Genomic DNA, 21,895 nt, shown 5'->3' on the forward strand with positions numbered 1-21,895 from the left:
AACGGTTTCGTCGGCGCGCAGGATTCTCTATAATGACGCCCGTTTTCCCCTGGTGCACACTTAAAGCGTCCCCGACGCTTCGTAATCGAAGACGAGAGACTTATGATGGAAATTCTGCGTGGTTCGCCTGCATTGTCCGCTTTCCGTATCAACAAACTGCTGGCACGTTTTCAGGCTGCCAACCTCCCGGTAAGCAACATTTACGCCGAATACGCTCACTTCGCCGATCTCAATGATGGGCTGACAGAAGATGAATACGCACGGCTCCAGCGCTTGCTGAAATACGGCCCGAGCCTTAGCAGCCATACCCCGACCGGAAAATTACTGCTCGTCACTCCTCGTCCCGGCACCATCTCTCCCTGGTCTTCTAAAGCCACCGATATCGCTCACAACTGCGGCCTCAATAAAATTAATCGCCTTGAACGCGGCGTCGCCTATTACGTTGACGCAACCGGGCTGACTGACGCCCAGTGGAGCGACGTTGCCGCAGAGCTGCATGACCGCATGATGGAGAGCGTATTTACCACGCAAGCAGACGCCGAACGCCTGTTTGAACACCATCAGCCTGCACCGGTACAGAGCGTGGACCTGCTCGGTGAAGGCCGCCAGGCGCTGATTGAGGCCAACCTGCGTCTGGGGCTTGCGCTGGCGGAAGACGAAATCGACTACCTGCAAGAGGCGTTTACCCGCCTGGGACGCAATCCGAACGACATCGAGCTTTATATGTTCGCGCAGGCGAACTCTGAGCACTGCCGCCACAAAATTTTCAACGCCGACTGGGTGATTGATGGCCAGCAGCAGCCGAAGTCGTTGTTCAAAATGATCAAAAACACCTTCGAGCAAACGCCGGATTTCGTGCTGTCGGCCTATAAAGATAACGCCGCGGTGATGGAAGGTTCCGACGTGGGCCGCTTCTTCGCCGATCGCGGGGAAGGGCGTTACGACTATCATCAGGAACCGGCGCATATTCTGATGAAAGTGGAAACCCACAACCACCCGACGGCGATTTCGCCGTGGCCGGGTGCGGCGACAGGTTCCGGCGGCGAAATCCGCGACGAAGGTGCAACCGGCCGTGGTGCAAAACCCAAAGCGGGGCTGGTGGGTTTTTCCGTTTCTAACCTGCGCATTCCTGGCTTTGAACAGCCGTGGGAAGAGGATTTCGGCAAACCGGATCGTATCGTCACCGCGCTGGATATCATGACTGATGGCCCACTGGGCGGCGCGGCATTCAACAATGAATTTGGCCGTCCTGCACTGAACGGCTACTTCCGTACTTATGAAGAGAAAGTGAACAGCCACAACGGCGAAGAGCTGCGCGGCTACCACAAACCGATCATGCTGGCGGGCGGCATCGGCAACATCCGCGCCGATCACGTACAGAAAGGTGAAATCACCGTTGGCGCGGAACTGATCGTGCTGGGTGGCCCGGCGATGAATATCGGTCTGGGCGGCGGCGCGGCGTCGTCGATGGCATCTGGTCAGTCCGACGCCGATCTCGATTTTGCCTCCGTACAGCGCGACAATCCGGAGATGGAGCGTCGTTGCCAGGAAGTTATCGACCGCTGCTGGCAGCTGGGCGATGCCAACCCAATCCTCTTTATTCACGACGTTGGCGCGGGTGGTCTTTCTAACGCCATGCCGGAGCTGGTGAGCGACGGCGGGCGCGGTGGTCGTTTTGAGCTGCGCGATATTCTGAGCGATGAGCCGGGAATGAGCCCGCTGGAAATCTGGTGTAATGAATCACAGGAGCGCTACGTGCTGGCGGTTGCCGCCGATCAACTGGCGCTGTTTGACGAATTGTGCCGCCGCGAACGCGCGCCGTACGCGGTGATTGGTGAAGCGACGCAAGCGCAGCACCTGACGCTCAACGATAATCACTTTAACGATCAGCCGATCGACATGCCGCTGGATGTGCTGCTGGGTAAAACGCCGAAGATGACCCGCGATGTCGCGTCTCGTCAGGCAACTGGCGAGGCGCTGAATGTGCAGGGCATTTCTATTGCCGATGCGGTTAACCGCGTGCTGCACCTGCCAACCGTGGCAGAAAAAACCTTCCTTGTGACCATCGGCGACCGCACGGTGACCGGCATGGTCGCGCGCGATCAGATGGTTGGCCCGTGGCAGATCCCGGTGGCGAACTGCGCGGTAACCACCGCCAGTCTCGATAGCTACTACGGTGAAGCGATGGCGCTGGGCGAACGTGCGCCGGTTGCGCTGCTCGATTTCGCCGCTTCTGCCCGCCTGGCGGTGGGGGAAGCGCTCACTAACATCGCCGCGACGCAGATTGGCGATATCAAACGCATTAAGCTGTCGGCAAACTGGATGGCCGCAGCCGGGCACCCTGGCGAAGACGCCGGCCTGTATGCCGCAGTGAAAGCGGTGGGTGAAGAGCTTTGTCCGGCGCTCGGTTTAACTATTCCTGTGGGCAAAGACTCTATGTCGATGAAAACCCGCTGGCAGGAAGGCAGCGAGGAGCGCGAAATGACCTCTCCGCTGTCGCTGGTGATCACCGCGTTTGCCCGCGTTGAAGATGTTCGCGGCACGGTTACTCCACAGCTTTCCACGGAAGATAATGCGCTGCTGCTGATTGACCTGGGTAATGGCCGTAACGCACTGGGCGCCACCGCGCTGGCGCAGGTTTACCGCCAGCTTGGCGACAAACCGGCCGATGTGCGTAACGTCGAGCAACTGAAAGGTTTCTTTGACGCCATCCAGGCGCTGGTAGCGGACTGCAAACTGCTGGCCTACCACGATCGCTCCGATGGCGGCCTGCTGGTTACGCTGGCAGAGATGGCCTTTACCGGCCACTGTGGCATCAACGTTGACATCGCGTCTCTCGGCCAGGATCGCCTCGCAGCGCTGTTTAATGAAGAGCTGGGCGCGGTGATTCAGGTGCGTGCAGCCGATCGTGAAGCGGTAGAAAGCGTGCTGGCGGCTTACGGCCTGGGCGATAGCGTTCACTATCTCGGTCATGCCGTCGCTGGCGATCGCTTTGTCATTGAAGCCGATGGTCAGGCGGTGTTCAGCGAAAGCCGCACTCAGTTGCGCATGTGGTGGGCGGAAACCACCTGGCAGATGCAGCGCCTGCGTGATAACCCGGAGTGTGCGGATCAGGAGCATCAGGCGAAAGCCAATGACAACGATCCGGGCCTCAACGTGAAGCTCTCTTTTGATATTAATGAAGATATCGCCGCACCGTTTATTGCTACCGGCGCGCGCCCGAAAGTGGCTGTGCTGCGTGAACAAGGCGTTAACTCCCACGTTGAAATGGCGGCGGCGTTCCATCGCGCCGGTTTTGATGCCATTGACGTGCATATGAGCGATCTGCTGGCAGGGCGCACTGGCCTTGAGCACTTCCAGGCGCTGGTAGCCTGCGGTGGCTTCTCGTATGGCGATGTGCTCGGCGCGGGTGAGGGCTGGGCGAAATCTATTCTGTTCAACGAGCGCGTGCGTGATGAGTTCGAAACCTTCTTCCACCGTCCGCAAACACTGGCGCTGGGCGTGTGTAATGGTTGCCAGATGATGTCTAACCTGCGTGAACTGATCCCGGGCAGCGAGCTGTGGCCGCGCTTTGTGCGTAACCACTCTGACCGCTTTGAAGCGCGCTTTAGCCTGGTGGAAGTGACGCAAAGCCCGTCGCTGTTGCTGAACGGTATGGTTGGCTCGCAGATGCCGATCGCCGTTTCTCACGGTGAAGGTCGCGTGGAAGTGCGTGATGGTGCGCATCTGGCACAGCTGGAAAGCAAAGGGCTGGTGGCGCTGCGCTACGTGGATAACACCGGGGCCGTGACGGAAACCTACCCGGCGAACCCGAACGGCTCACCGAACGGCATTACGGCAGTGACCAGCGAAAGCGGGCGCGTAACCATCATGATGCCGCACCCGGAGCGCGTGTTCCGTACCGTTTCCAACTCCTGGCACCCGGAAAACTGGGGCGAAGACAGTCCGTGGATGCGTATCTTCCGCAACGCGCGTAAGCAACTGGGTTAATTTCGCAATAATCTGTAAGCCCTCTTCTTAAGAGGGCTTTTTTCGCCTGTGCAAAAGTGTCTGTATTTCCCGACATTGGGTATTGGACAGTGTCTCTAAAAGGAGACATTTAATTTATTGATTATAAATGATTTATTTTTGATGCTATGAGCGTGTTGCTAAATAGCGACAGGTTGTTGAAATGTTAAGCACATCACATTTTCATATTTGAAATATTAAATGCATTATAATCAATAGATTAAATTAAATGTTGGTAAGTTGGCACAATACCTGCATAATATTAAGCAGTGGCTCATTCACCTTCTTATGTCAGCCCCTTCGGGACGCGCTACATAAACTTCGAATGACGCACGTAAAGGTGCCTGCCGTCCACCTGCTGATTATTGCACTGCTTTATCAGACATCGGGCGAAACGTCGAGTTAGGCACCGCCTAATTTCATAACAAAGCCGGGTTAATCCCCGGCTTTGTTGTTTCTGGCTTTTGGCAAATCGGTTAGCATCTCTGTACCTTTTATTGCGAGAGTACTGCCTTGAAACGCTGGCCCGTTTTCCCCCGCTCGCTTCGCCAACTGGTTATGATGGCGTTTTTGTTAATTCTGTTGCCGCTGCTGGTATTAGCCTGGCAGGCGTGGCAAAGCCTGAATGCACTGAGCGCGCAGGCGTTGCAGACCAACCGCACAACGTTGATTGACGCACGTCGTAGTGAAGCAATGACCAATGCCGCTCTGGAAATGGAGCGGAGCTACCGGCAGTACTGCGTGCTGGATGACGCCACCCTGGCGCGCGTGTACCAGAATCAGCGTAAGCGCTATACCGAGATGCTCGATGCCCACGCCGGCGTGCTCCCTGACGATAAACTTTACCAGGCGCTGCGCCAGGATTTAAACGCGCTCGCCCAGTTACAATGCAAAAATAGCGGCCCGACAGCCGAGTCCTCTGCGCAGCTTGAAGCGTTTGCCGCCGCCAATACCGAAATGGTGCAATCGACGCGCGCGGTGGTCTTTTCCCGCGGGCAACAGCTCCAACTGGAAATTGCCGAACGCGGCCAGTTTTTCGGCTGGCAGGCGCTGGTACTGTTTCTGGTGAGCCTGGCGCTGGTGCTGCTGTTTACCCGCATGATCATCGGCCCGGTGAAGGGCATCGAGCGGATGATTAACCGCTTAGGCGAGGGGAGAACCCTGGGCCGCAGCGTTGTCTTTAAAGGCCCGCGTGAGTTGCGTTATGTAGGAGAGCGGATCCTTTGGCTGAGCGAAAGGCTGGCCTGGCTTGAATCACAGCGCCACCAATTCTTACGCCATCTTTCCCACGAACTAAAAACGCCGCTTGCCAGTATGCGCGAAGGCACCGAGCTACTGGCCGATCAGGTGGTCGGGCCGCTGACGGTGGAACAGAAAGAGGTGGTGGAGATCCTTGACGACAGCAGTCGCAATTTGCAAAAACTGATTGAACAGTTGCTGGATTACAACCGCAAGCTGGCCGAGGGTTCAGTGGAACTGGAAACCGTTGAACTTGCGCCACTGATAGAAATGGTGATCTCTGCCCACAGTTTGCCTGCGCGAGCTAAAATGATGCATACCGATGTCGCCCTTGATGTGGCGACCTGTCAGGCTGAACCGATGTTGCTGATGAGCGTGCTGGATAATCTTTACTCCAACGCGGTGCACTATGGTGCTGAATCCGGTAACATTTCTCTGCACAGCTATACTGCCAACGCACGGCTCTGTATCGACGTGGCAAATACCGGTACGCCAATCCCTGAAACGGAGCGTGAAATGATCTTCGAACCGTTCTTTCAGGGTAGCCACCAGCGAAAAGGGGCGGTGAAAGGCAGCGGGTTAGGGCTAAGCATTGCCAGAGACTGCATTCGCCGTATGCAAGGCGAACTGCATCTGGTGGCGAGCAGCAAAGCTGATGTCTGTTTCCGTATTGAGCTTCCTCTCAATGCGCCGGAAGCATCCACTCAATGAATCTAAATCTGGTGAGTATGTCGCATGTTTTTTCCCGCGTGGTTAACGCGGTTACACAGCAAAACGCCTGGCTTCGCGTATTTCCCTGTCTGCTGTTGGCGGGGTGCGTTGCGCAAAAAACGCAAAGCGCGATTCATGACACCCAGGAAGAACGGCTCCCTGAACATCAATTGGCCGATTTCTTGTCCACAGATTGCGACGATATCTGGTCACTGTCCGGTCAGAACGTCGACACCAACCCGCTTTACTGGCTGCGCGGTATGGATTGTGCGCAGCGCTTATCGCCCGCCGCAGCGCGTGCCGAAGCACGTACCTGGTCTGACGATAACTGGCAGGCCACGTTTAGGCGCGGCATTTTGCTGTCTAACGCTAAAATTTCGCCGCTTGAGCGACGTGAATATACTGAGCGGCTAGGCGCATTAAGCCCCACTATTCCTACGCAGGTTCGCCCATTATTTGAGCTTTGGCGTGATGGTGAAAAAGCCCAATTGCAACTGGCGGAAGAGCGTGCCCGTTACGCGAAGTTACAGCAATCAGCGGATAGCGAGCTTGATAGTTTGCGCCAGCAGCAACAATTTCTGCGCGAACAACTGGAAACGACTACACGCAAACTGGAAAATCTCACCGATATCGAACGGCGTCTCTCCACGCGTAATAAACCCGCCGCCACCGACCTGCCGGACAGCGCTCACCCGTCTAAAAGCGACGGCACTCAGGAGGATGTGAAACCATGACCAGCCGTAAACCTGCCCATCTGTTGCTGGTTGATGACGATCCGGGGCTGTTAAAACTGCTAGGGCTGCGCCTCACCAGCGAAGGCTATAGCATCGTCACGGCGGAAAGTGGGCAGGAAGGGTTACGCATTCTCGCGCGGGAAAAGGTCGATCTGGTGATAAGCGATCTGCGCATGGACGAGATGGACGGTATGCAGTTGTTTGCCGAAATCCAGCGCGTACAGCCGGGCATGCCGGTGATTATCCTGACGGCGCACGGTTCGATTCCCGACGCGGTAGCCGCAACACAGCAGGGCGTGTTCAGCTTTCTGACCAAACCGGTGGACAAGGACGCGCTGTATAAAGCGATTGATGATGCGCTGGAGCACAGCGGATCGACGATGGACTCACAGTGGCGCGAGACCATTGTCACCCGTAGCCCGGTGATGCTGCGTCTGCTGGAGCAGGCGCGGATGGTGGCGCAGTCTGACGTGAGCTTATTGATTAACGGCCAGAGCGGTACCGGGAAAGAGGTGCTCGCGCAGGCGATTCATAACGCCAGTCCGCGCAGCAAAAGTGCGTTTATCGCCATTAACTGCGGCGCGTTGCCGGAACAGTTATTGGAATCTGAGTTGTTCGGTCACGCGCGCGGGGCGTTTACCGGCGCGGTCAGCAGCCGCGAGGGGCTGTTTCAGGCGGCGGAGGGCGGCACGCTGTTCCTCGATGAGATTGGCGATATGCCGATTCCGTTGCAGGTCAAATTGTTACGCGTGTTGCAGGAGCGCAAAGTGCGCCCGCTCGGTAGCAACCGCGATATTGATATTAATGTGCGCATCATTTCAGCCACGCACCGTGATTTACCGAAAGCGATGGCGCGCGGCGAGTTTCGCGAAGATCTCTACTATCGGCTGAATGTGGTGAGCCTGAAGATCCCGGCGCTGGCTGAACGTGCGGAAGACATTCCGCTGCTGGCCAATCACTTGCTAAAACAGTCGGCAGAAAGGCATAAACCTTTTGTTCGTGCATTTTCTACCGATGCTATGAAGCGTTTGATGACCGCCAGTTGGCCTGGCAACGTGCGACAGTTGGTTAACGTCATTGAACAATGCGTGGCGCTTACCTCATCGCCCGTTATCAGTGATGCGCTGGTGGAGCAGGCGCTGGAAGGGGAAAATACCGCGCTGCCGACCTTTGTCGAAGCGCGTAATCAGTTTGAACTGAACTACCTGCGTAAGCTGCTGCAAATCACCAAGGGCAATGTCACGCATGCCGCGCGAATGGCGGGGCGTAACCGCACCGAATTTTATAAACTGCTCTCCCGCCATGAGCTGGACGCCAATGACTTTAAAGAGTAATGGCGAAATGATTATGGTACTGTGAGCAACCGATTACGATGCAGCAGACTGGCAAGAGCGTGTAAGGAACGACCATGAAAAAGATTGATGCGATTATTAAACCTTTCAAACTGGATGACGTACGTGAAGCGCTGGCTGAAGTCGGCATCACCGGGATGACGGTAACGGAAGTGAAAGGTTTTGGTCGCCAGAAAGGCCACACTGAACTTTACCGTGGCGCGGAGTATATGGTGGATTTTCTGCCGAAGGTGAAGATTGAAATTGTCGTGACTGACGACATCGTTGATACCTGCGTGGACACCATTATCCGTACTGCTCAGACCGGTAAAATCGGCGATGGCAAGATTTTCGTCTTTGATGTCGCGCGCGTGGTGCGTATCCGTACCGGCGAAGAAGACGACGCCGCAATCTAATTTCTTCCCTCACCCCGCAGGGTGAGGGAGTCTGCTTTACAGCACCTTATGCGGGCCAAAGCATTCGTAATGAATGCTCTCTTTGTTCACGCCAAGCGCGACCAGCTGTTGAGCGACAAATTGCATAAAACCGACCGGGCCGCAGAGATAAAACTGCATCGCCGGATCGCTGAACTTCCCTTCCAGCACGCGTAAATCCATCAACCCTTCACTGTGATAGCGACCGCTATTCACCTCAGCCGCCGCCGGCTGTTGATACCAAACATGCTGATAAAAATGGTTCAGCGACGCACCGAGTTTGCTCACTTCATCGGCAAAAGCATGTACGTCGCCATTCATCGCAGCGTGGAACCAGTTTACCTGTGCGGCATGCTGCGATTTAGAAAGGCTGTCGAGCATCGCCAGCATCGGGGTTTGACCTACACCGGCGGAGATCAGCGTGACCGGCGTGTTGCTCTGTACATCAATAAAGAAATCCCCGGCAGGTGCCGCAAGATACACAATGTCGCCCACTTTTGCGCTGTTATGCAGCGAGTTAGAAACCTGGCCACCTTCTTCTCGTTTTACCGCGATACGGTAGCTTTTGCCGTCAGGCTTGCGGGTCAGGGAGTACTGGCGGATCTCCTGATTGGCGAAACCTTCAGGTTTCAGCCAGACACCAAGATATTGCCCTGGTTGATAAGCGGCGACCGGCTGGCCGTCGACCGGTTCGAATTCAAAACTGGTGATAAGCGCGCTCTGCGGTTTTTTCTCTACCAGGCGAAATGCGCGCGTGCCTTGCCAGCCGCCCGCTTTTTCGGCGTGTTCGCTGTAGATTTGCGCTTCACGGTTGATAAAGACACCCGCCAGTACGCCGTAGGCCTTTCCCCAGGCGTCCAACACTTCCTGTCCGGGGCTGAACATCTCGTCCAGCGTCGCCAGCAGGTGTGTGCCAACGATGTTGTACTGTTCCGGCTGGATCTGGAAGCTGGTGTGCTTCTGGGCGATTTTTTCAACCGCCGGCAGCAGTGCGGCAAGATTATCAATATTGCTGGCGTAAGCGGCAATGGCGTTGAACAGCGCTTCACGCTGATCGCCGTTGCGCTGGTTGCTCATATTGAAAATCTCTTTCAGTTCCGGGTTGTGAGTGAACATCCGGTCATAAAAATGGGCAGTGAGTTTGGGGCCAGTTGCCGCCAGCAAGGGAAGAGTGGCTTTGACCGTAGCGATGGTTTGAGCGTCGAGCATAATTGCTTCCTTTTTTGCAGATTATTTTAAAGTTGCATTTTAAATGCATCTTATAGCGCGGCGCCTTGGCTTGTAAAGAGTGGACAATGTAAAGGGATTTACATCGTGAATAAGTTGCATCACAAACCTGAAAAGAAATCCGCTTTCGCGGGCAACGTCGTTATCGCTCAAACCCTTGCCTGACGCGGAGCCAATCGTTTGCGTAAAAACCTTTGTCAAGACCTGTTATCAGAATATTAATCAGTTATACTGTGGGCCGTCCCCCAAATTGGGCCCTCGTTTAGAGTTGTTTTGTTAGCTGAGTCAGGAGATGCGGATGTTAAAGCGTGAAATGAACATTGCCGATTATGATGCCGAACTGTGGCAGGCTATGGAGCAGGAAAAAGTACGTCAGGAAGAACACATTGAACTGATCGCCTCCGAAAACTACACCAGCCCGCGTGTAATGCAGGCTCAAGGTTCTCAGCTGACGAACAAATACGCCGAAGGCTACCCGGGCAAACGCTACTACGGCGGTTGCGAGTATGTGGATATCGTTGAACAACTGGCGATTGATCGCGCGAAAGAGCTGTTTGGCGCTGACTACGCGAACGTACAGCCGCACTCCGGTTCACAGGCGAACTTCGCGGTCTACACTGCGCTGCTGCAACCGGGCGATACCGTTCTGGGTATGAACCTGGCGCAGGGCGGTCACCTGACTCACGGCTCCCCGGTTAACTTCTCTGGCAAACTGTACAACATCATCCCTTACGGTATTGATGAGTCCGGTAAAATTGACTACGAAGACATGGCGAAGCAGGCGAAAGAGCATAAACCGAAGATGATTATCGGTGGTTTCTCTGCTTACTCCGGTATCGTTGACTGGGCAAAAATGCGTGAAATCGCCGACAGCATCGGTGCTTACCTGTTCGTTGACATGGCACACGTTGCGGGTCTGATTGCCGCTGGCGTTTACCCGAACCCGGTTCCGCATGCGCACGTTGTGACCACCACCACCCATAAAACCCTGGCGGGTCCGCGCGGTGGTCTGATCCTGGCGAAAGGCGGTGACGAAGAGCTGTACAAAAAGCTGAACTCCGCTGTTTTCCCAAGCGCGCAGGGCGGCCCGCTGATGCACGTTATCGCGGCAAAAGCGGTGGCACTGAAAGAAGCGATGGAGCCAGAGTTTAAAGTTTATCAGCAGCAGGTTGCCAAAAACGCCAAAGCGATGGTGGAAGTGTTCCTGAACCGTGGCTACAAAGTGGTGTCTGGCGGTACTGAAAACCACCTGTTCCTGCTGGACCTGGTTGATAAGAACCTGACCGGTAAAGAAGCGGATGCCGCGCTGGGCCGTGCGAACATCACCGTGAACAAAAACAGCGTGCCGAACGATCCGAAGAGCCCGTTTGTTACCTCCGGTATCCGTATCGGTAGCCCGGCGGTCACTCGTCGTGGCTTCAAAGAAGCGGAAGTGAAGGAACTGGCTGGCTGGATGTGTGACGTGCTGGATAGCATCAATGACGAAGCTGTTATTGAGCGCACTAAACAGAAAGTTCTGGATATCTGCGCCCGCTTCCCGGTTTACGCATAAATTTATTCAGGTCTGAAAAACCCGCTGCGGCGGGTTTTTTTATGCCTTATTGCAGTGCGCTATAACCGTGAATACCCATATAAATGCCGACAAGTGCGATAAGCGCACTGGAAAAATAGGGCGCCTTACGCGCCAGGGTGTTGAATCCAGACCAGCGTTTTGCCGCTTGCTGTACGCTGATTGCCGCGCCAACGCCAACCGCAACCAGTGTCAGTGCGAGACCAATACTGAAGCTGACTACCAGCGTTGCGCCCAACGTGATGGCTTTCAATTGAATACAGATCAGCAAAATAGTGATAGCCGCCGGGCAGGGGATGAGGCCGCCAGTTAAACCAAATAGCAGGATCTGCCCGTTTGTCACTTCACCGCCGGTAAAACGCCGCTCAATATCCCGCGCGTGCGCCCGCTCGTGCGCATCCTGATACTCCTCCTCTTTGGTCACTTTACGCAGCGACAGAATTGTTGGCTGTGCGGTAACTCGGGCGTGTGTAACGGGTTGAAGCACCATGCTGGGCGCGCGATGCGCGTGGCTGTGGTCATGATCGTGGTGGTGATGATGCCCGGCGAGCCACGAACGTTCACCTTGCCAGGTGCGCAGGAACATCCACACCGCCGTACCAAAGATGACCACCGCAGACACCATTTGCAGCCAGGGTTCAACGGCTTGCGCGGTGAATTGGTTGCTGAGATACATGCCTCCGAGCGCAATCAGCCAAACCACCACCGTGTGCGACAGCGTGGCGGCGAGACCCAGCATCACGGCCTGTTTAACAGTGCCTTTGATGGCGATGATAAATGCGGCCATCATTGTTTTTGAGTGCCCCGGTTCGAGGCCGTGCAGCGCGCCGAGCAGGATAGCGCTTGGAATAAAAAACCAGGCATTCCCTTGCTGAAAAAGCATGGTGAAGTCATTCATGAGAATAATTCTCGGTAACAATTTGTGCGCTCAAATCTACTCCCCCCCAGTAAAAAATACTACCCCCCAGTAGAAATAAACTCCCCCCCAGTTGATGCATGGTATGCTAAAGTTCGTTTAAGCACGGTCGATTTGAGGTCTGTATGTCGCACACCATCCGGGACAAGAAAAAGCTAAAAGCGCGGGCGAGCAAAATAGAAGGGCAGGTTGCCGCGCTGAAAAAAATGCTCGACGAGCCCCATGAATGCGCCCAGGTTTTGCAGCAAATCGCGGCGATCCGTGGCGCAGTAAACGGGTTAATGCGCGAGGTGATCAAAGGGCATCTGACCGATCATATCGTGCATGAGAACGACGAAATTAAGCGTGAAGCGGATCTGGATGTAGTGCTGAGCGTTCTCGATTCTTATATCCGCTAAGCAACGGCGAGCAGCCTGGATGCTGATATTCGCCTGCAAACATTGGGTAAGCGCATGTGTTGCCTGATTGTTACTTGCCAGCCCTGTTATTTATCGCCAGACTATCGCCTCCATTCAGGAGGAAATCATGGTCTTGCAGTCCACGCGCTGGCTGGCGCTCGCTTATTTCACCTACTTTTTTAGCTACGGCATCTTTTTACCTTTCTGGAGCGTCTGGCTCAAAGGCGTGGGGCTGACCCCGGAAATCATCGGTATGCTGCTTGGTGCCGGTCTTGTCGCCCGTTTTCTTGGCAGCCTTTTCATCGCCCCACGCGTGAGCGATCCTTCCCGCTTGATTACGGCTCTGCGCGTACTGGCGCTGGCGACACTGCTGTTCGCGCTGGCTTTCCACGCCGGAACTCATGTGGCGTGGCTGGCGGTCATTATCATTGGTTTCAACCTCTTCTTTTCGCCGCTGGTGCCGCTCACCGATGCGCTGGCGGGTACCTGGCAGAAACAGTTTCCTATGGATTACGGCCGCGTGCGGCTGTGGGGATCGATTGCTTTTGTGATTGGTTCGGCGTTGACCGGCAAACTGGTGAGCCTGTTTGATTACCAGGCGATTCTGGCGCTGCTGACGCTGGGCGCGGCATCCATGTTGCTGGGTATGCTGCTGCGTCCTTCCATTTTGCCGCAGGGTGAAAATCGTCAGCAGGACGGCGCAGGTTGGCAGGCATGGCGGGTACTGATTGCGCAGAACTGGCGTTTCCTCGCCTGCGTGTCGCTGCTACAAGGCGCACATGCAGCCTATTACGGCTTCAGCGCCATTTACTGGCAGTCGGCGGGGTATTCTGCTTCAACCGTGGGGTATTTGTGGTCGTTAGGCGTGGTGGCAGAAGTGGTGATTTTCGCGCTCAGCAACCGGCTGTTCCGCCGCTTCAGTGCGCGCGATCTGCTGCTGCTTTCCACCGTCTGCGGGTTGGTACGCTGGAGCCTGATGGGCTGGACGACCGAGCTTCCGTGGCTGATTATTGCTCAGATCCTGCACTGCGGCACGTTCACCGTTTGCCATCTGGCCGCGATGCGCTATATCTCGGCGCGTCAGGGGAGTGAGGTGATTCGCCTGCAAGCGGTCTATTCAGCGGTCGCGATGGGCGGCAGTATTGCGCTGATGACCATGATCGCCGGTTTCCTGTTTGAACATCTGCATCAGGGGCTGTTTTTTGTCATGGCCGTGCTGGCCATTCCGGCACTGTTCCTGCGCCCGAAAGTCGCCGTGCAGGCTGGCTAACTTTCCAGCATGTCGCGAATATGCCGCTGTTGCTGCCCGCTCAGCGGCCCGTCAGTGTGAATCAACGGCGGTGAAAACAACGGCAGCGGCGTAGTGTAAGGCGTGATAATCAACGTCACGTCTTTCGGGGCACCGGCCTTACGAAATTCCGCCAGCGGCAAATATTTAATACTGAGCGGCAGCAGCGTTAATTCACGCAGTTGCTGCTCAATCTGCTGTTCGCGCGTACTGTCTTCGCCAGTAATCAACACCACCTGTTTCTCATGCAGATCGCTGTCCTGCATCAGCCAGGCGCCGAAAATCACCGCCACCAGCCCGGCCTCTTCATCGCTAAAGCGCAAATCGTACTCGTCTTCCAGCTCCTGCAATGCATCGCGGGTGGTTCGCATCAGGCGCGGGTAAAGCTGGTTGATCTCGTCGGGCAGGCTGTTATCAATGCCAATGCCAAACAAGCTGCGATCCAGCGCTTGGGCAATGTGAATATAGAGCTGGGCGCTTAAACCCTGCTCGTTGCTGAAGCGCAACCCCGCCAGAGCGTGAAAACGGGCGATCATCCGGCGGATGGCTTTTTGCAGACGGCGATCCTGGTGTTGCTGGTCACGCAGCGGATCGGGCGTGCGCACCAGCATAAACAACAGCGACAAAAACAGGTGCTCATTCTCCTGCGGATAGTCGACAACGCGGCGCTGCCAGTGGCGCACAATCTCCTGTGCCACCTGATACTCGGCGCGCATTTGCGCCCACTCTTGTTGAACCGGATTAAATTCCGGCGTATGTCCCTGGTGATGTTGCAGTAAACAATATTGCAAATAGAGACGCAGAAATTGCATATCCCGGCATTCAAAGGCGCGTTGCAGGCGGCGCGAACAGAGGTTAATTAACGCCAGCAGATTGGTATCGTCGTATAACGTTCGGGCAATGCCTTGCTGTTTAAGTGCGGTTTTTAACGCTGGGGTAAACTGTTGCGTGATAAATTGCGGACACAGCCGCAGCGCACGGCGAAGCCAGTGCAACAGGCACAGGCGTTGATCGAGCGGAGTGCCCTCAATCCGAAAGCCGCCGTGAGGGTGGGGGACGATAGAAAGCCGGTGGTAGCGCTGAATTTCACTTTGCATTTCAGCGATATCCCGGCGAGCCACGGCGTCGTCTACTCCATTCATCGCGCTGATATGTTCCATGGTGACATGTTGCCCCGGCAAAGCGAGCATCAAAAGCACCTGGCAGCGGCGCTGCGGACTGGAGAGAGCAGATGGCGGTGTCATTACAATAGTCATCTGTCAGGTTCCAGTTAGGGTTTTTGATAAGCGTAGTTAAAGGTATGCTCAGCGATAGCGCAGCGGCAGCTCTTTCCTTCAGGATTGCCGGAGAACATCACAGAATTTTTCACGTGAGGAATACATGCAAGCAGTTAAACAATGCACCAGTGGCCTGTTTCTCGCGCTTTTATCGTTTTCAGTGATGGCGCATCCGCACAGTTTTATCCGCATGAAAACGCAAGTTTTGGTTGATAACGGGCAGTTCACCGGGCTGAAAATGCGCTGGACGATGGACGAAATAACGTCGGCGGACCTGCTGTACGACGCCGGAAATGCAAAACCCGGCGATGTGATCTGGAAAAAGCTGGCGGCGGAAGTGATGGCGAACGTACTCGGCCAGCACTATTTCACCGAAGTCTGGCATCACGGGCAGAAAGTGAAGTTTCTTAATCGGCCCACGGAATATGGCATGGAACGGGTCGCGCACCAGGCGGTGCTGACATTTATTTTGCCGCTTGCCGAACCGCAGTCGCTCAGCGGCCAGCTGTATACTTTTTCAACCTTCGATCCCACCTATTTTGTTGATATGAGTTACGCAAAAGAGAGTGACGCGACATTGCCTGATGCTGCGCCACAGGGCTGTAAACTGGCAATGCAAACCCCCAAACCTGGGGAAGAGGTGCTGAATTACGCCCAGTCGCTGGATAAAGCCGACGCGCCGGAGGAAGACATGGAACTCGGAAAACAATTTGCCCAGACGGTAACGCTGACATGTCCGTGATGTTGAGCGCGGTAGCGCGAAAACGACGCTTATTGCACTGGTGGCCGCTACTGCTCTTCATGGGATGCGCGCTGGTCGCCGCATTGTGGCTGTGGCAGATCTGGCCGCAGGTGATGGTGAAAAGCGCTATCTGGCAGCGCGATGTGAATATGAAAATGAGCAGCTTACTGAAAGCGGTGGCAGAAAATCCGCATCAGGCGGGTGGGGCGCTGCTGCTGTTCAGCTTTGCTTATGGCGTGCTGCATGCGCTCGGGCCGGGGCACGGCAAAGTGGTGATCACCACCTGGCTTGCCACGCACCCATCAAAACTGAAATCTGCGATTGGGTTAACGCTGGCCTCTTCATTATTGCAGGGGCTGGTGGCGATTGCGTTGGTGGTGGTTGTGCTGAGTATTTTGGCGCTGCCAGCACGGCAGTTGCATTTAAGCGGTTACTGGCTGGAGAAGGGCAGTTACTTACTGGTGGGAATGCTGGGAGGGCTTTTGTGCTGGCGAGCGTTGAAAAAGCTGCGTGCTCTTGTACAAACACCGAAATTTCGCGCCTTTACGGCGCACCATGTGCATCACGAAGGCTGTGGTTGCGGTCATCAGCATTTACCCACACCATCGCAGTTGCAGAGCGGTGAGGACTGGCGCGCGCGGCTGATGATTGTTTTGTCGATGGGGATGCGCCCCTGTTCCGGTGCGATTATGGTGCTGCTGTTCAGTAAAGTGATTGGCGTATTTAGCTGGGGTGTGGCATCCGCGCTGGCAATGGCGGTCGGAACGTCGCTGACCATCAGTTCGCTGGCGTTGCTGGTGCATGGTTTTCGCCAACTGGCGGTGAAATTAAGCGGGGATCGTGCGCCGGTATTGTGGCGGCAGGTCGGCTGGACCACGCTGGCTCTGGCCGGTGGTGTGTTGTTAATTAGCGCGTCGGTAGTGATGTGGATCAGTGCGTTACCGCCGGGCGGCGGATTACGACCGTTTTGATAGTGCCCGGTGGCGGCGAACCACCGCCGGGCACAGTCTGACTTAGCGTTTCAGCGCGTCGCTTAGCTCATCGCGCATATTCGCCAGCATCGATTTAACGACGCGCGGGTTACCCGCCACGATGTTGCCGGACATCATGTAGTTATGACCACCGGTGAAATCACACACCAGGCCGCCGGCTTCACGCACCAGCAGTTCGCCTGCGGCGAAATCCCACGGTTTCAGCGCGATTTCGAAGAAACCATCCACGCGGCCTGCGGCAACGTAGGCCAAATCCAACGCAGCGGAACCTGTGCGGCGGAAATCCGCACATTCGGTGAACAGTTTGCCCACGATGTTGATATAAGTTGTGGCGTGCTGTTTGGCTTTGAACGGGAAACCGGTCGCCAGAATAGTGCCATCCAGATCGCGAGCGGTGCTGCCGCGCAGACGGTAGCCGTTTAGCTGTGCGCCCTGGCCGCGAGTAGCGGTGAACAGTTCGTTACGCATGGGATCGTAAACCACAGCGACTTCTGTGCGGCCTTTGATTCGTACGGCGATGGATACCGCGAAGTGCGGCAAGCGTTTGATGAAGTTGGTGGTGCCATCCAGGGGATCGATAACCCATTGTACATCCTGGTCAGCGCCTTCGTGCTCACCACTCTCTTCGGTGATGATGGTGTGTTGCGGGTAAGATTTGCGGATTGTTTCGATAATCAGCGCTTCGGCTGCTTTATCAATGTTAGTCACGAAATCATTGCTGCCTTTCTGGCTGGTTTCTACGGTGTCAGGGGTTTCGTAGTTTTTGGCAATTAAATTACCCGCCTTGCGCGCAGCACGCACGGCGATGTTCAGCATCGGATGCATCGGTCTCTCTCACTGGATGTTAAAGAACGGAAAACGGCGCATATCATAGCAGCGAATTCGGATTATGTCTTTGCTTTATGATAATATGCGCGAATATTCTTTAGCCGTTGAAAATCTATGCTGCAAAATATTCGAATCGTACTGGTGGAAACCTCCCACACCGGCAACATGGGCTCTGTGGCTCGTGCAATGAAAACAATGGGTTTGACGAATCTCTGGTTGGTGAACCCGCTGGTAAAACCGGATTCACAGGCTATCGCGCTGGCCGCAGGTGCCAGTGATGTGATTGGCAATGCGCAAATCGTCGACACGCTGGATGAAGCGCTCGCCGGTTGCAGCCTGGTTGTTGGTACCAGCGCGCGTTCCCGTACGCTGCCGTGGCCGATGCTTGATCCACGTGAATGCGGGCTGAAAAGCGTTGCCGAAGCGGAACACGCGCCGGTCGCGCTGGTGTTTGGCCGCGAACGCGTTGGCCTGACCAATGATGAACTGCAAAAGTGCCATTACCACGTGGCGATTGCCGCTAACCCAGAATACAGCTCGCTGAACCTGGCGATGGCGGTTCAGGTTATCGCCTATGAAGTGCGTATGGCCTGGCTGGCCGCACAAGAGAGCAATGCCCCGGCGGTTGAGCACGAAGAGACGCCGTACCCGCTGGTCGACGATCTTGAGCGTTTTTACGGGCATCTGGAACAAACCCTGCTGGCGACCGGTTTTATTCGTGAAAACCATCCCGGTCAGGTGATGAACAAATTGCGCCGTTTGTTTACCCGCGCCCGCCCGGAAAGCCAGGAACTTAATATCCTGCGCGGCATCCTGGCGTCGATCGAACAGAAGTATAAAGAGTAACGCGTGGAACCGGGTAAATGCCCTTTTTTCAGCCTAACTCTATGAAAGCACTAAACGACAAATACCTGACTAAAACAGTCAACTAAATAGTTGACCAATTTAGTCGGGAATGTCAGACTTGCGTCTGCTATGCAACATTAACATATTAATAATACACCCCGGGCAGGGGCGAGTTTGAGGCTTGTAAGACATGAGACTGACATCTAAAGGGCGTTATGCCGTGACCGCAATGCTGGACGTTGCACTCAACTCCGAAGCGGGCCCGGTTCCGTTGGCTGATATTTCCGAGCGTCAGGGAATTTCCCTCTCTTACCTGGAGCAGTTGTTCTCCCGTCTGCGTAAAAATGGCTTAGTCGCCAGCGTACGTGGTCCGGGCGGCGGTTACCTGCTGGGTAAAGACGCGAATACCATTGCTGTTGGCGAAGTCATTAGCGCGGTTGACGAATCAGTAGACGCAACCCGCTGCCAGGGTAAAAGCGGCTGCCAGGGTGGCGATAAGTGCCTGACCCATGCGCTGTGGCGCGATCTGAGCGACCGTCTGACCGGTTTCTTAAACAACATCACGCTGGGCGAACTGGTGAACAACCAGGAAATCCTTGATGTGTCCGATCGTCAGCACAGTAACGAATCCCATCGCAACACCCGCGGTCAAGACGCTATCGACGTCAAACTGCGCGCATAATAAAAACAGAATTCAGAATCGGGCCAGGGCACAAAACAGTGCCCTGTTAACGCGGTCGTACATCCAGCCGGTTGCCTGATTCCTTGCATTAGAGCGATGTACGGAGTTTAAAGAGCAATGAAATTACCGATCTATCTCGATTACTCCGCAACCACGCCGGTGGATCCGCGTGTTGCCGAGAAAATGATGCAGTTTCTGACCCTGGACGGGACCTTTGGTAACCCTGCTTCCCGTTCTCACCGTTTTGGCTGGCAGGCTGAAGAAGCGGTGGATATCGCCCGTAACCAGATTGCAGAACTGGTTGGTGCGGACCCGCGTGAAATCGTCTTCACTTCCGGTGCAACCGAATCCGATAACCTGGCGATCAAAGGTGCAGCCAACTTTTATCAGAAAAAAGGCAAGCACATTATCACCAGCAAAACCGAACACAAAGCCGTGCTGGACACCTGCCGTCAGCTGGAGCGCGAAGGTTTCGAAGTGACCTATCTCGCCCCGCAACGCAACGGCATTATCGATCTGAAAGAGCTGGAAGCGGCGATGCGTGAAGACACCATCCTCGTTTCCATCATGCACGTGAACAACGAAATCGGCGTGGTGCAGGATATCGCGGCAATCGGCGAAATGTGCCGTGCGCGCGGCATTATCTACCATGTTGACGCCACCCAGAGCGTCGGCAAGCTGCCTATCGACCTGAGCCAGTTGAAAGTCGATCTGATGTCCTTCTCCGCTCATAAAATTTATGGACCGAAAGGCATTGGCGCACTGTATGTTCAGCGTAAACCGCGTGTGCGTATTGAAGCGCAGATGCACGGCGGCGGTCATGAGCGCGGCATGCGTTCCGGCACCCTGCCAGTTCACCAGATTGTTGGCATGGGCGAAGCGTATCGCATCGCGAAAGAAGAGATGGCGAGCGAAATGGAACGTCTGCGCGGCCTGCGTAGCCGTCTGTGGAACGGCATCAACGACATCGAAGAAGTTTATCTGAACGGCGATCTCGAACATGGCGCACCGAACATTCTCAACGTCAGCTTTAACTACGTTGAAGGCGAGTCGCTGATCATGGCGCTGAAAGACCTGGCTGTGTCCTCCGGCTCTGCCTGTACGTCTGCAAGCCTGGAACCGTCCTACGTGCTGCGCGCACTGGGCATGAATGATGAGCTGGCGCACAGCTCCATCCGTTTCTCTTTAGGTCGTTTTACCACCGAAGAAGAAATTGATTACACCATCGCGCTGGTACGCAAATCCATCGGCCGTCTGCGTGAACTCTCTCCGCTGTGGGAAATGTTCAAACAGGGCGTGGATTTGACCACCATCGAATGGGCTCATCATTAATTGTTGCGCAAGCAGGAGAAGAAAAAATGGCTTATAGCGAAAAAGTAATCGATCACTACGAAAACCCGCGCAACGTTGGCTCGTTCGACAACGACAACACCGTTGGTAGCGGCATGGTTGGCGCACCGGCGTGCGGCGACGTGATGAAACTGCAGATCAAAGTTAACGATAAAGGCATTATCGAAGACGCGCGTTTCAAAACTTACGGTTGCGGCTCTGCAATCGCTTCCAGCTCGCTGGTCACCGAATGGGTGAAAGGCAAGTCTCTGGACGAAGCGCAGGCGATTAAAAACACCGATATCGCTGAAGAGCTGGAACTCCCGCCGGTGAAAATTCACTGTTCTATCCTGGCGGAAGATGCGATCAAAGCCGCGATTGCGGATTACAAAAGCAAACAAGAAGCGAAATAAGGCGGGAGGTTGTTGTCATGTCCATTAGCCTGAGCGACAGTGCTGCCGCGCGAGTCAATACCTTCCTGACTAACCGTGGTAAAGGGTTTGGTCTGCGTCTGGGGGTAAGAACCTCCGGTTGTTCTGGTATGGCTTATGTCCTTGAATTTGTCGATGCACCGAACGAAGAAGACACGGTGTTTGAAGACAAAGGCGTGAAGGTAGTGGTTGACGGCAAAAGCCTGCAATTCCTCGACGGCACTCAACTGGACTTCGTAAAAGAAGGCCTGAACGAAGGGTTTAAATTTACCAACCCGAACGTCAAAGACGAGTGCGGTTGCGGCGAAAGCTTCAACGTTTAATCGCCACCATCCGATGACCCCACCGCAGCGTCCTGCGCGTGGGGTTTGTTTCGATTGCATACCCGGAATTGTTATGGATTACTTCACCCTCTTTGGGTTGCCGGCCCACTATCCGCTCGATGTTCAGGCGCTGGCGACACGTTTCCAGGATCTGCAACGTCAGTTCCACCCGGACCGCTTTGCGAACCGCCCACAGGCGGAGCAACTGGCTGCCGTTCAACAATCCGCTACCATTAATCAGGCATGGCAAACGCTGCGCAACCCGCTAACGCGCGCAGAATATTTGCTGTCGCTGCACGGTTTTGATTTAGCCTCCGAGCAGCACACGGTGCGTGATACCGCCTTCTTGATGGAGCAGCTTGAGCTGCGTGAAGAACTGGACGAGATTGAAAAAGCGCAAGATGCGGCTCGCCTGGAAGCATTTCAACAGCGTGTGAAAGGGATGTATGACACGCGCCATCGGCAAATGGTGGAGCAATTAGATAGCCAGACGTGGGATGCGGCGGCGGATACCGTGCGTAAACTGCGTTTTCTCGATAAACTGCGCAGCGCAACAGAACAACTCGAAGAAAAACTGCTCGGTTTTTAA

General features: G+C 55.1%; 20 protein-coding genes. 16 read left to right on the plus strand and 4 right to left on the minus strand.

The window, feature by feature from the left end:
* Positions 1 to 102: 102 nt before the first annotated feature.
* The 5 genes from purL (at position 103) to glnB (ending at position 8,439) form a co-directional block, all read left to right on the plus strand.
* Complete coding sequence (gene purL, locus E0L21_RS02335; RefSeq protein WP_131406439.1) at positions 103 to 3,990, plus strand: phosphoribosylformylglycinamidine synthase; 3,888 nt, start codon at positions 103 to 105, stop codon at positions 3,988 to 3,990.
* A gap of 531 nt (positions 3,991 to 4,521) precedes the next feature.
* Positions 4,522 to 5,958, plus strand: a complete 1,437-nt coding sequence (gene qseE, locus E0L21_RS02340) for a two component system sensor histidine kinase QseE/GlrK (protein ID WP_165501866.1) — start codon at positions 4,522 to 4,524, stop codon at positions 5,956 to 5,958.
* Positions 5,955 to 6,692, plus strand: coding sequence for a two-component system QseEF-associated lipoprotein QseG (gene qseG, locus E0L21_RS02345; RefSeq protein ID WP_131406440.1), 738 nt, complete (start codon positions 5,955 to 5,957; stop codon positions 6,690 to 6,692). The genes qseE and qseG overlap by 4 nt, the downstream gene beginning before the upstream one ends.
* Positions 6,689 to 8,026 (plus strand): two-component system response regulator GlrR, encoded by a 1,338-nt coding sequence (gene glrR / locus E0L21_RS02350; RefSeq protein ID WP_131406441.1) that lies wholly within the window; start codon positions 6,689 to 6,691, stop codon positions 8,024 to 8,026. Before qseG ends, glrR begins: the two co-directional genes overlap by 4 nt.
* A gap of 74 nt (positions 8,027 to 8,100) precedes the next feature.
* Positions 8,101 to 8,439, plus strand: a complete 339-nt coding sequence (gene glnB / locus E0L21_RS02355) for a nitrogen regulatory protein P-II (protein WP_002438074.1) — start codon at positions 8,101 to 8,103, stop codon at positions 8,437 to 8,439.
* Positions 8,440 to 8,475: 36 nt separating this feature from the next.
* On the opposite strand, the gene hmpA is transcribed toward glnB, so the two are convergent.
* Positions 8,476 to 9,666, minus strand: a complete 1,191-nt coding sequence (gene hmpA, locus E0L21_RS02360) for an NO-inducible flavohemoprotein (RefSeq protein WP_131406442.1) — start codon at positions 9,664 to 9,666, stop codon at positions 8,476 to 8,478.
* 316 nt (positions 9,667 to 9,982) lie between these two features.
* Here hmpA and glyA point away from each other — a divergent pair, with 316 nt between their 5' ends.
* Positions 9,983 to 11,236 (plus strand): serine hydroxymethyltransferase, encoded by a 1,254-nt coding sequence (gene glyA, locus E0L21_RS02370; RefSeq protein ID WP_131406444.1) that lies wholly within the window; start codon positions 9,983 to 9,985, stop codon positions 11,234 to 11,236.
* Between the two features lie 46 nt (positions 11,237 to 11,282).
* Here glyA and E0L21_RS02375 read toward each other — a convergent pair whose 3' ends face one another.
* Positions 11,283 to 12,152: a nickel/cobalt efflux protein RcnA gene (locus E0L21_RS02375; RefSeq protein ID WP_131406445.1), complete on the minus strand. Its 870-nt coding sequence runs from the start codon at positions 12,150 to 12,152 to the stop codon at positions 11,283 to 11,285.
* 143 nt (positions 12,153 to 12,295) lie between these two features.
* Here E0L21_RS02375 and rcnR point away from each other — a divergent pair, with 143 nt between their 5' ends.
* The gene (rcnR, locus tag E0L21_RS02380; protein WP_017459019.1) at positions 12,296 to 12,568 is read left to right on the plus strand and encodes a Ni(II)/Co(II)-binding transcriptional repressor RcnR; all 273 of its coding nucleotides are present in this window, start codon (positions 12,296 to 12,298) and stop codon (positions 12,566 to 12,568) included.
* 127 nt (positions 12,569 to 12,695) lie between these two features.
* Positions 12,696 to 13,838 carry a 3-phenylpropionate MFS transporter gene (locus E0L21_RS02385; RefSeq protein WP_131406446.1) on the plus strand — a complete coding sequence of 381 codons (1,143 nt, stop codon included), beginning with the start codon at positions 12,696 to 12,698 and terminating at the stop codon, positions 13,836 to 13,838.
* Here E0L21_RS02385 and csiE read toward each other — a convergent pair.
* Complete coding sequence (gene csiE / locus E0L21_RS02390; protein ID WP_131406447.1) at positions 13,835 to 15,112, minus strand: stationary phase inducible protein CsiE; 1,278 nt, start codon at positions 15,110 to 15,112, stop codon at positions 13,835 to 13,837. The two genes, E0L21_RS02385 and csiE, sit on opposite strands and share 4 nt — an antisense overlap.
* Before the next feature lie 124 nt (positions 15,113 to 15,236).
* Here csiE and E0L21_RS02395 point away from each other — a divergent pair, with 124 nt between their 5' ends.
* Both E0L21_RS02395 and E0L21_RS02400 read left to right on the plus strand, forming a co-directional pair.
* Entirely contained in the window at positions 15,237 to 15,875 is a 639-nt protein-coding gene (locus tag E0L21_RS02395) for a DUF1007 family protein (RefSeq protein ID WP_131406448.1), read from the plus strand.
* Positions 15,866 to 16,846 (plus strand): nickel/cobalt transporter, encoded by a 981-nt coding sequence (locus E0L21_RS02400; RefSeq protein WP_131406449.1) that lies wholly within the window; start codon positions 15,866 to 15,868, stop codon positions 16,844 to 16,846. The genes E0L21_RS02395 and E0L21_RS02400 overlap by 10 nt, the downstream gene beginning before the upstream one ends.
* Before the next feature lie 42 nt (positions 16,847 to 16,888).
* On the opposite strand, the gene suhB is transcribed toward E0L21_RS02400, so the two are convergent.
* Entirely contained in the window at positions 16,889 to 17,692 is an 804-nt protein-coding gene (gene suhB / locus E0L21_RS02405; protein ID WP_131406450.1) for an inositol-1-monophosphatase, read from the minus strand.
* A gap of 117 nt (positions 17,693 to 17,809) precedes the next feature.
* Between suhB and trmJ the strand changes: the two genes are divergently transcribed.
* From trmJ to hscB, 6 genes are all read left to right on the plus strand, one after another.
* Positions 17,810 to 18,541 (plus strand): tRNA (cytosine(32)/uridine(32)-2'-O)-methyltransferase TrmJ, encoded by a 732-nt coding sequence (gene trmJ, locus E0L21_RS02410; RefSeq protein WP_131406452.1) that lies wholly within the window; start codon positions 17,810 to 17,812, stop codon positions 18,539 to 18,541.
* A gap of 190 nt (positions 18,542 to 18,731) precedes the next feature.
* The gene (gene iscR / locus E0L21_RS02415; RefSeq protein ID WP_131406454.1) at positions 18,732 to 19,223 is read left to right on the plus strand and encodes a Fe-S cluster assembly transcriptional regulator IscR; all 492 of its coding nucleotides are present in this window, start codon (positions 18,732 to 18,734) and stop codon (positions 19,221 to 19,223) included.
* A gap of 117 nt (positions 19,224 to 19,340) precedes the next feature.
* Positions 19,341 to 20,555: a cysteine desulfurase gene (gene iscS / locus E0L21_RS02420; protein WP_131406456.1), complete on the plus strand. Its 1,215-nt coding sequence runs from the start codon at positions 19,341 to 19,343 to the stop codon at positions 20,553 to 20,555.
* 26 nt (positions 20,556 to 20,581) lie between these two features.
* Positions 20,582 to 20,965 (plus strand): Fe-S cluster assembly scaffold IscU, encoded by a 384-nt coding sequence (iscU, locus tag E0L21_RS02425; RefSeq protein ID WP_131406458.1) that lies wholly within the window; start codon positions 20,582 to 20,584, stop codon positions 20,963 to 20,965.
* A gap of 17 nt (positions 20,966 to 20,982) precedes the next feature.
* Positions 20,983 to 21,306, plus strand: a complete 324-nt coding sequence (gene iscA / locus E0L21_RS02430; RefSeq protein ID WP_131406460.1) for an iron-sulfur cluster assembly protein IscA — start codon at positions 20,983 to 20,985, stop codon at positions 21,304 to 21,306.
* A 73-nt stretch (positions 21,307 to 21,379) separates the two neighbouring features.
* Positions 21,380 to 21,895, plus strand: coding sequence for a co-chaperone HscB (gene hscB / locus E0L21_RS02435; protein WP_131406462.1), 516 nt, complete (start codon positions 21,380 to 21,382; stop codon positions 21,893 to 21,895).

The organism is Kosakonia quasisacchari (genome assembly GCF_004331415.1).
Classification (GTDB): domain Bacteria; phylum Pseudomonadota; class Gammaproteobacteria; order Enterobacterales; family Enterobacteriaceae; genus Kosakonia; species Kosakonia quasisacchari.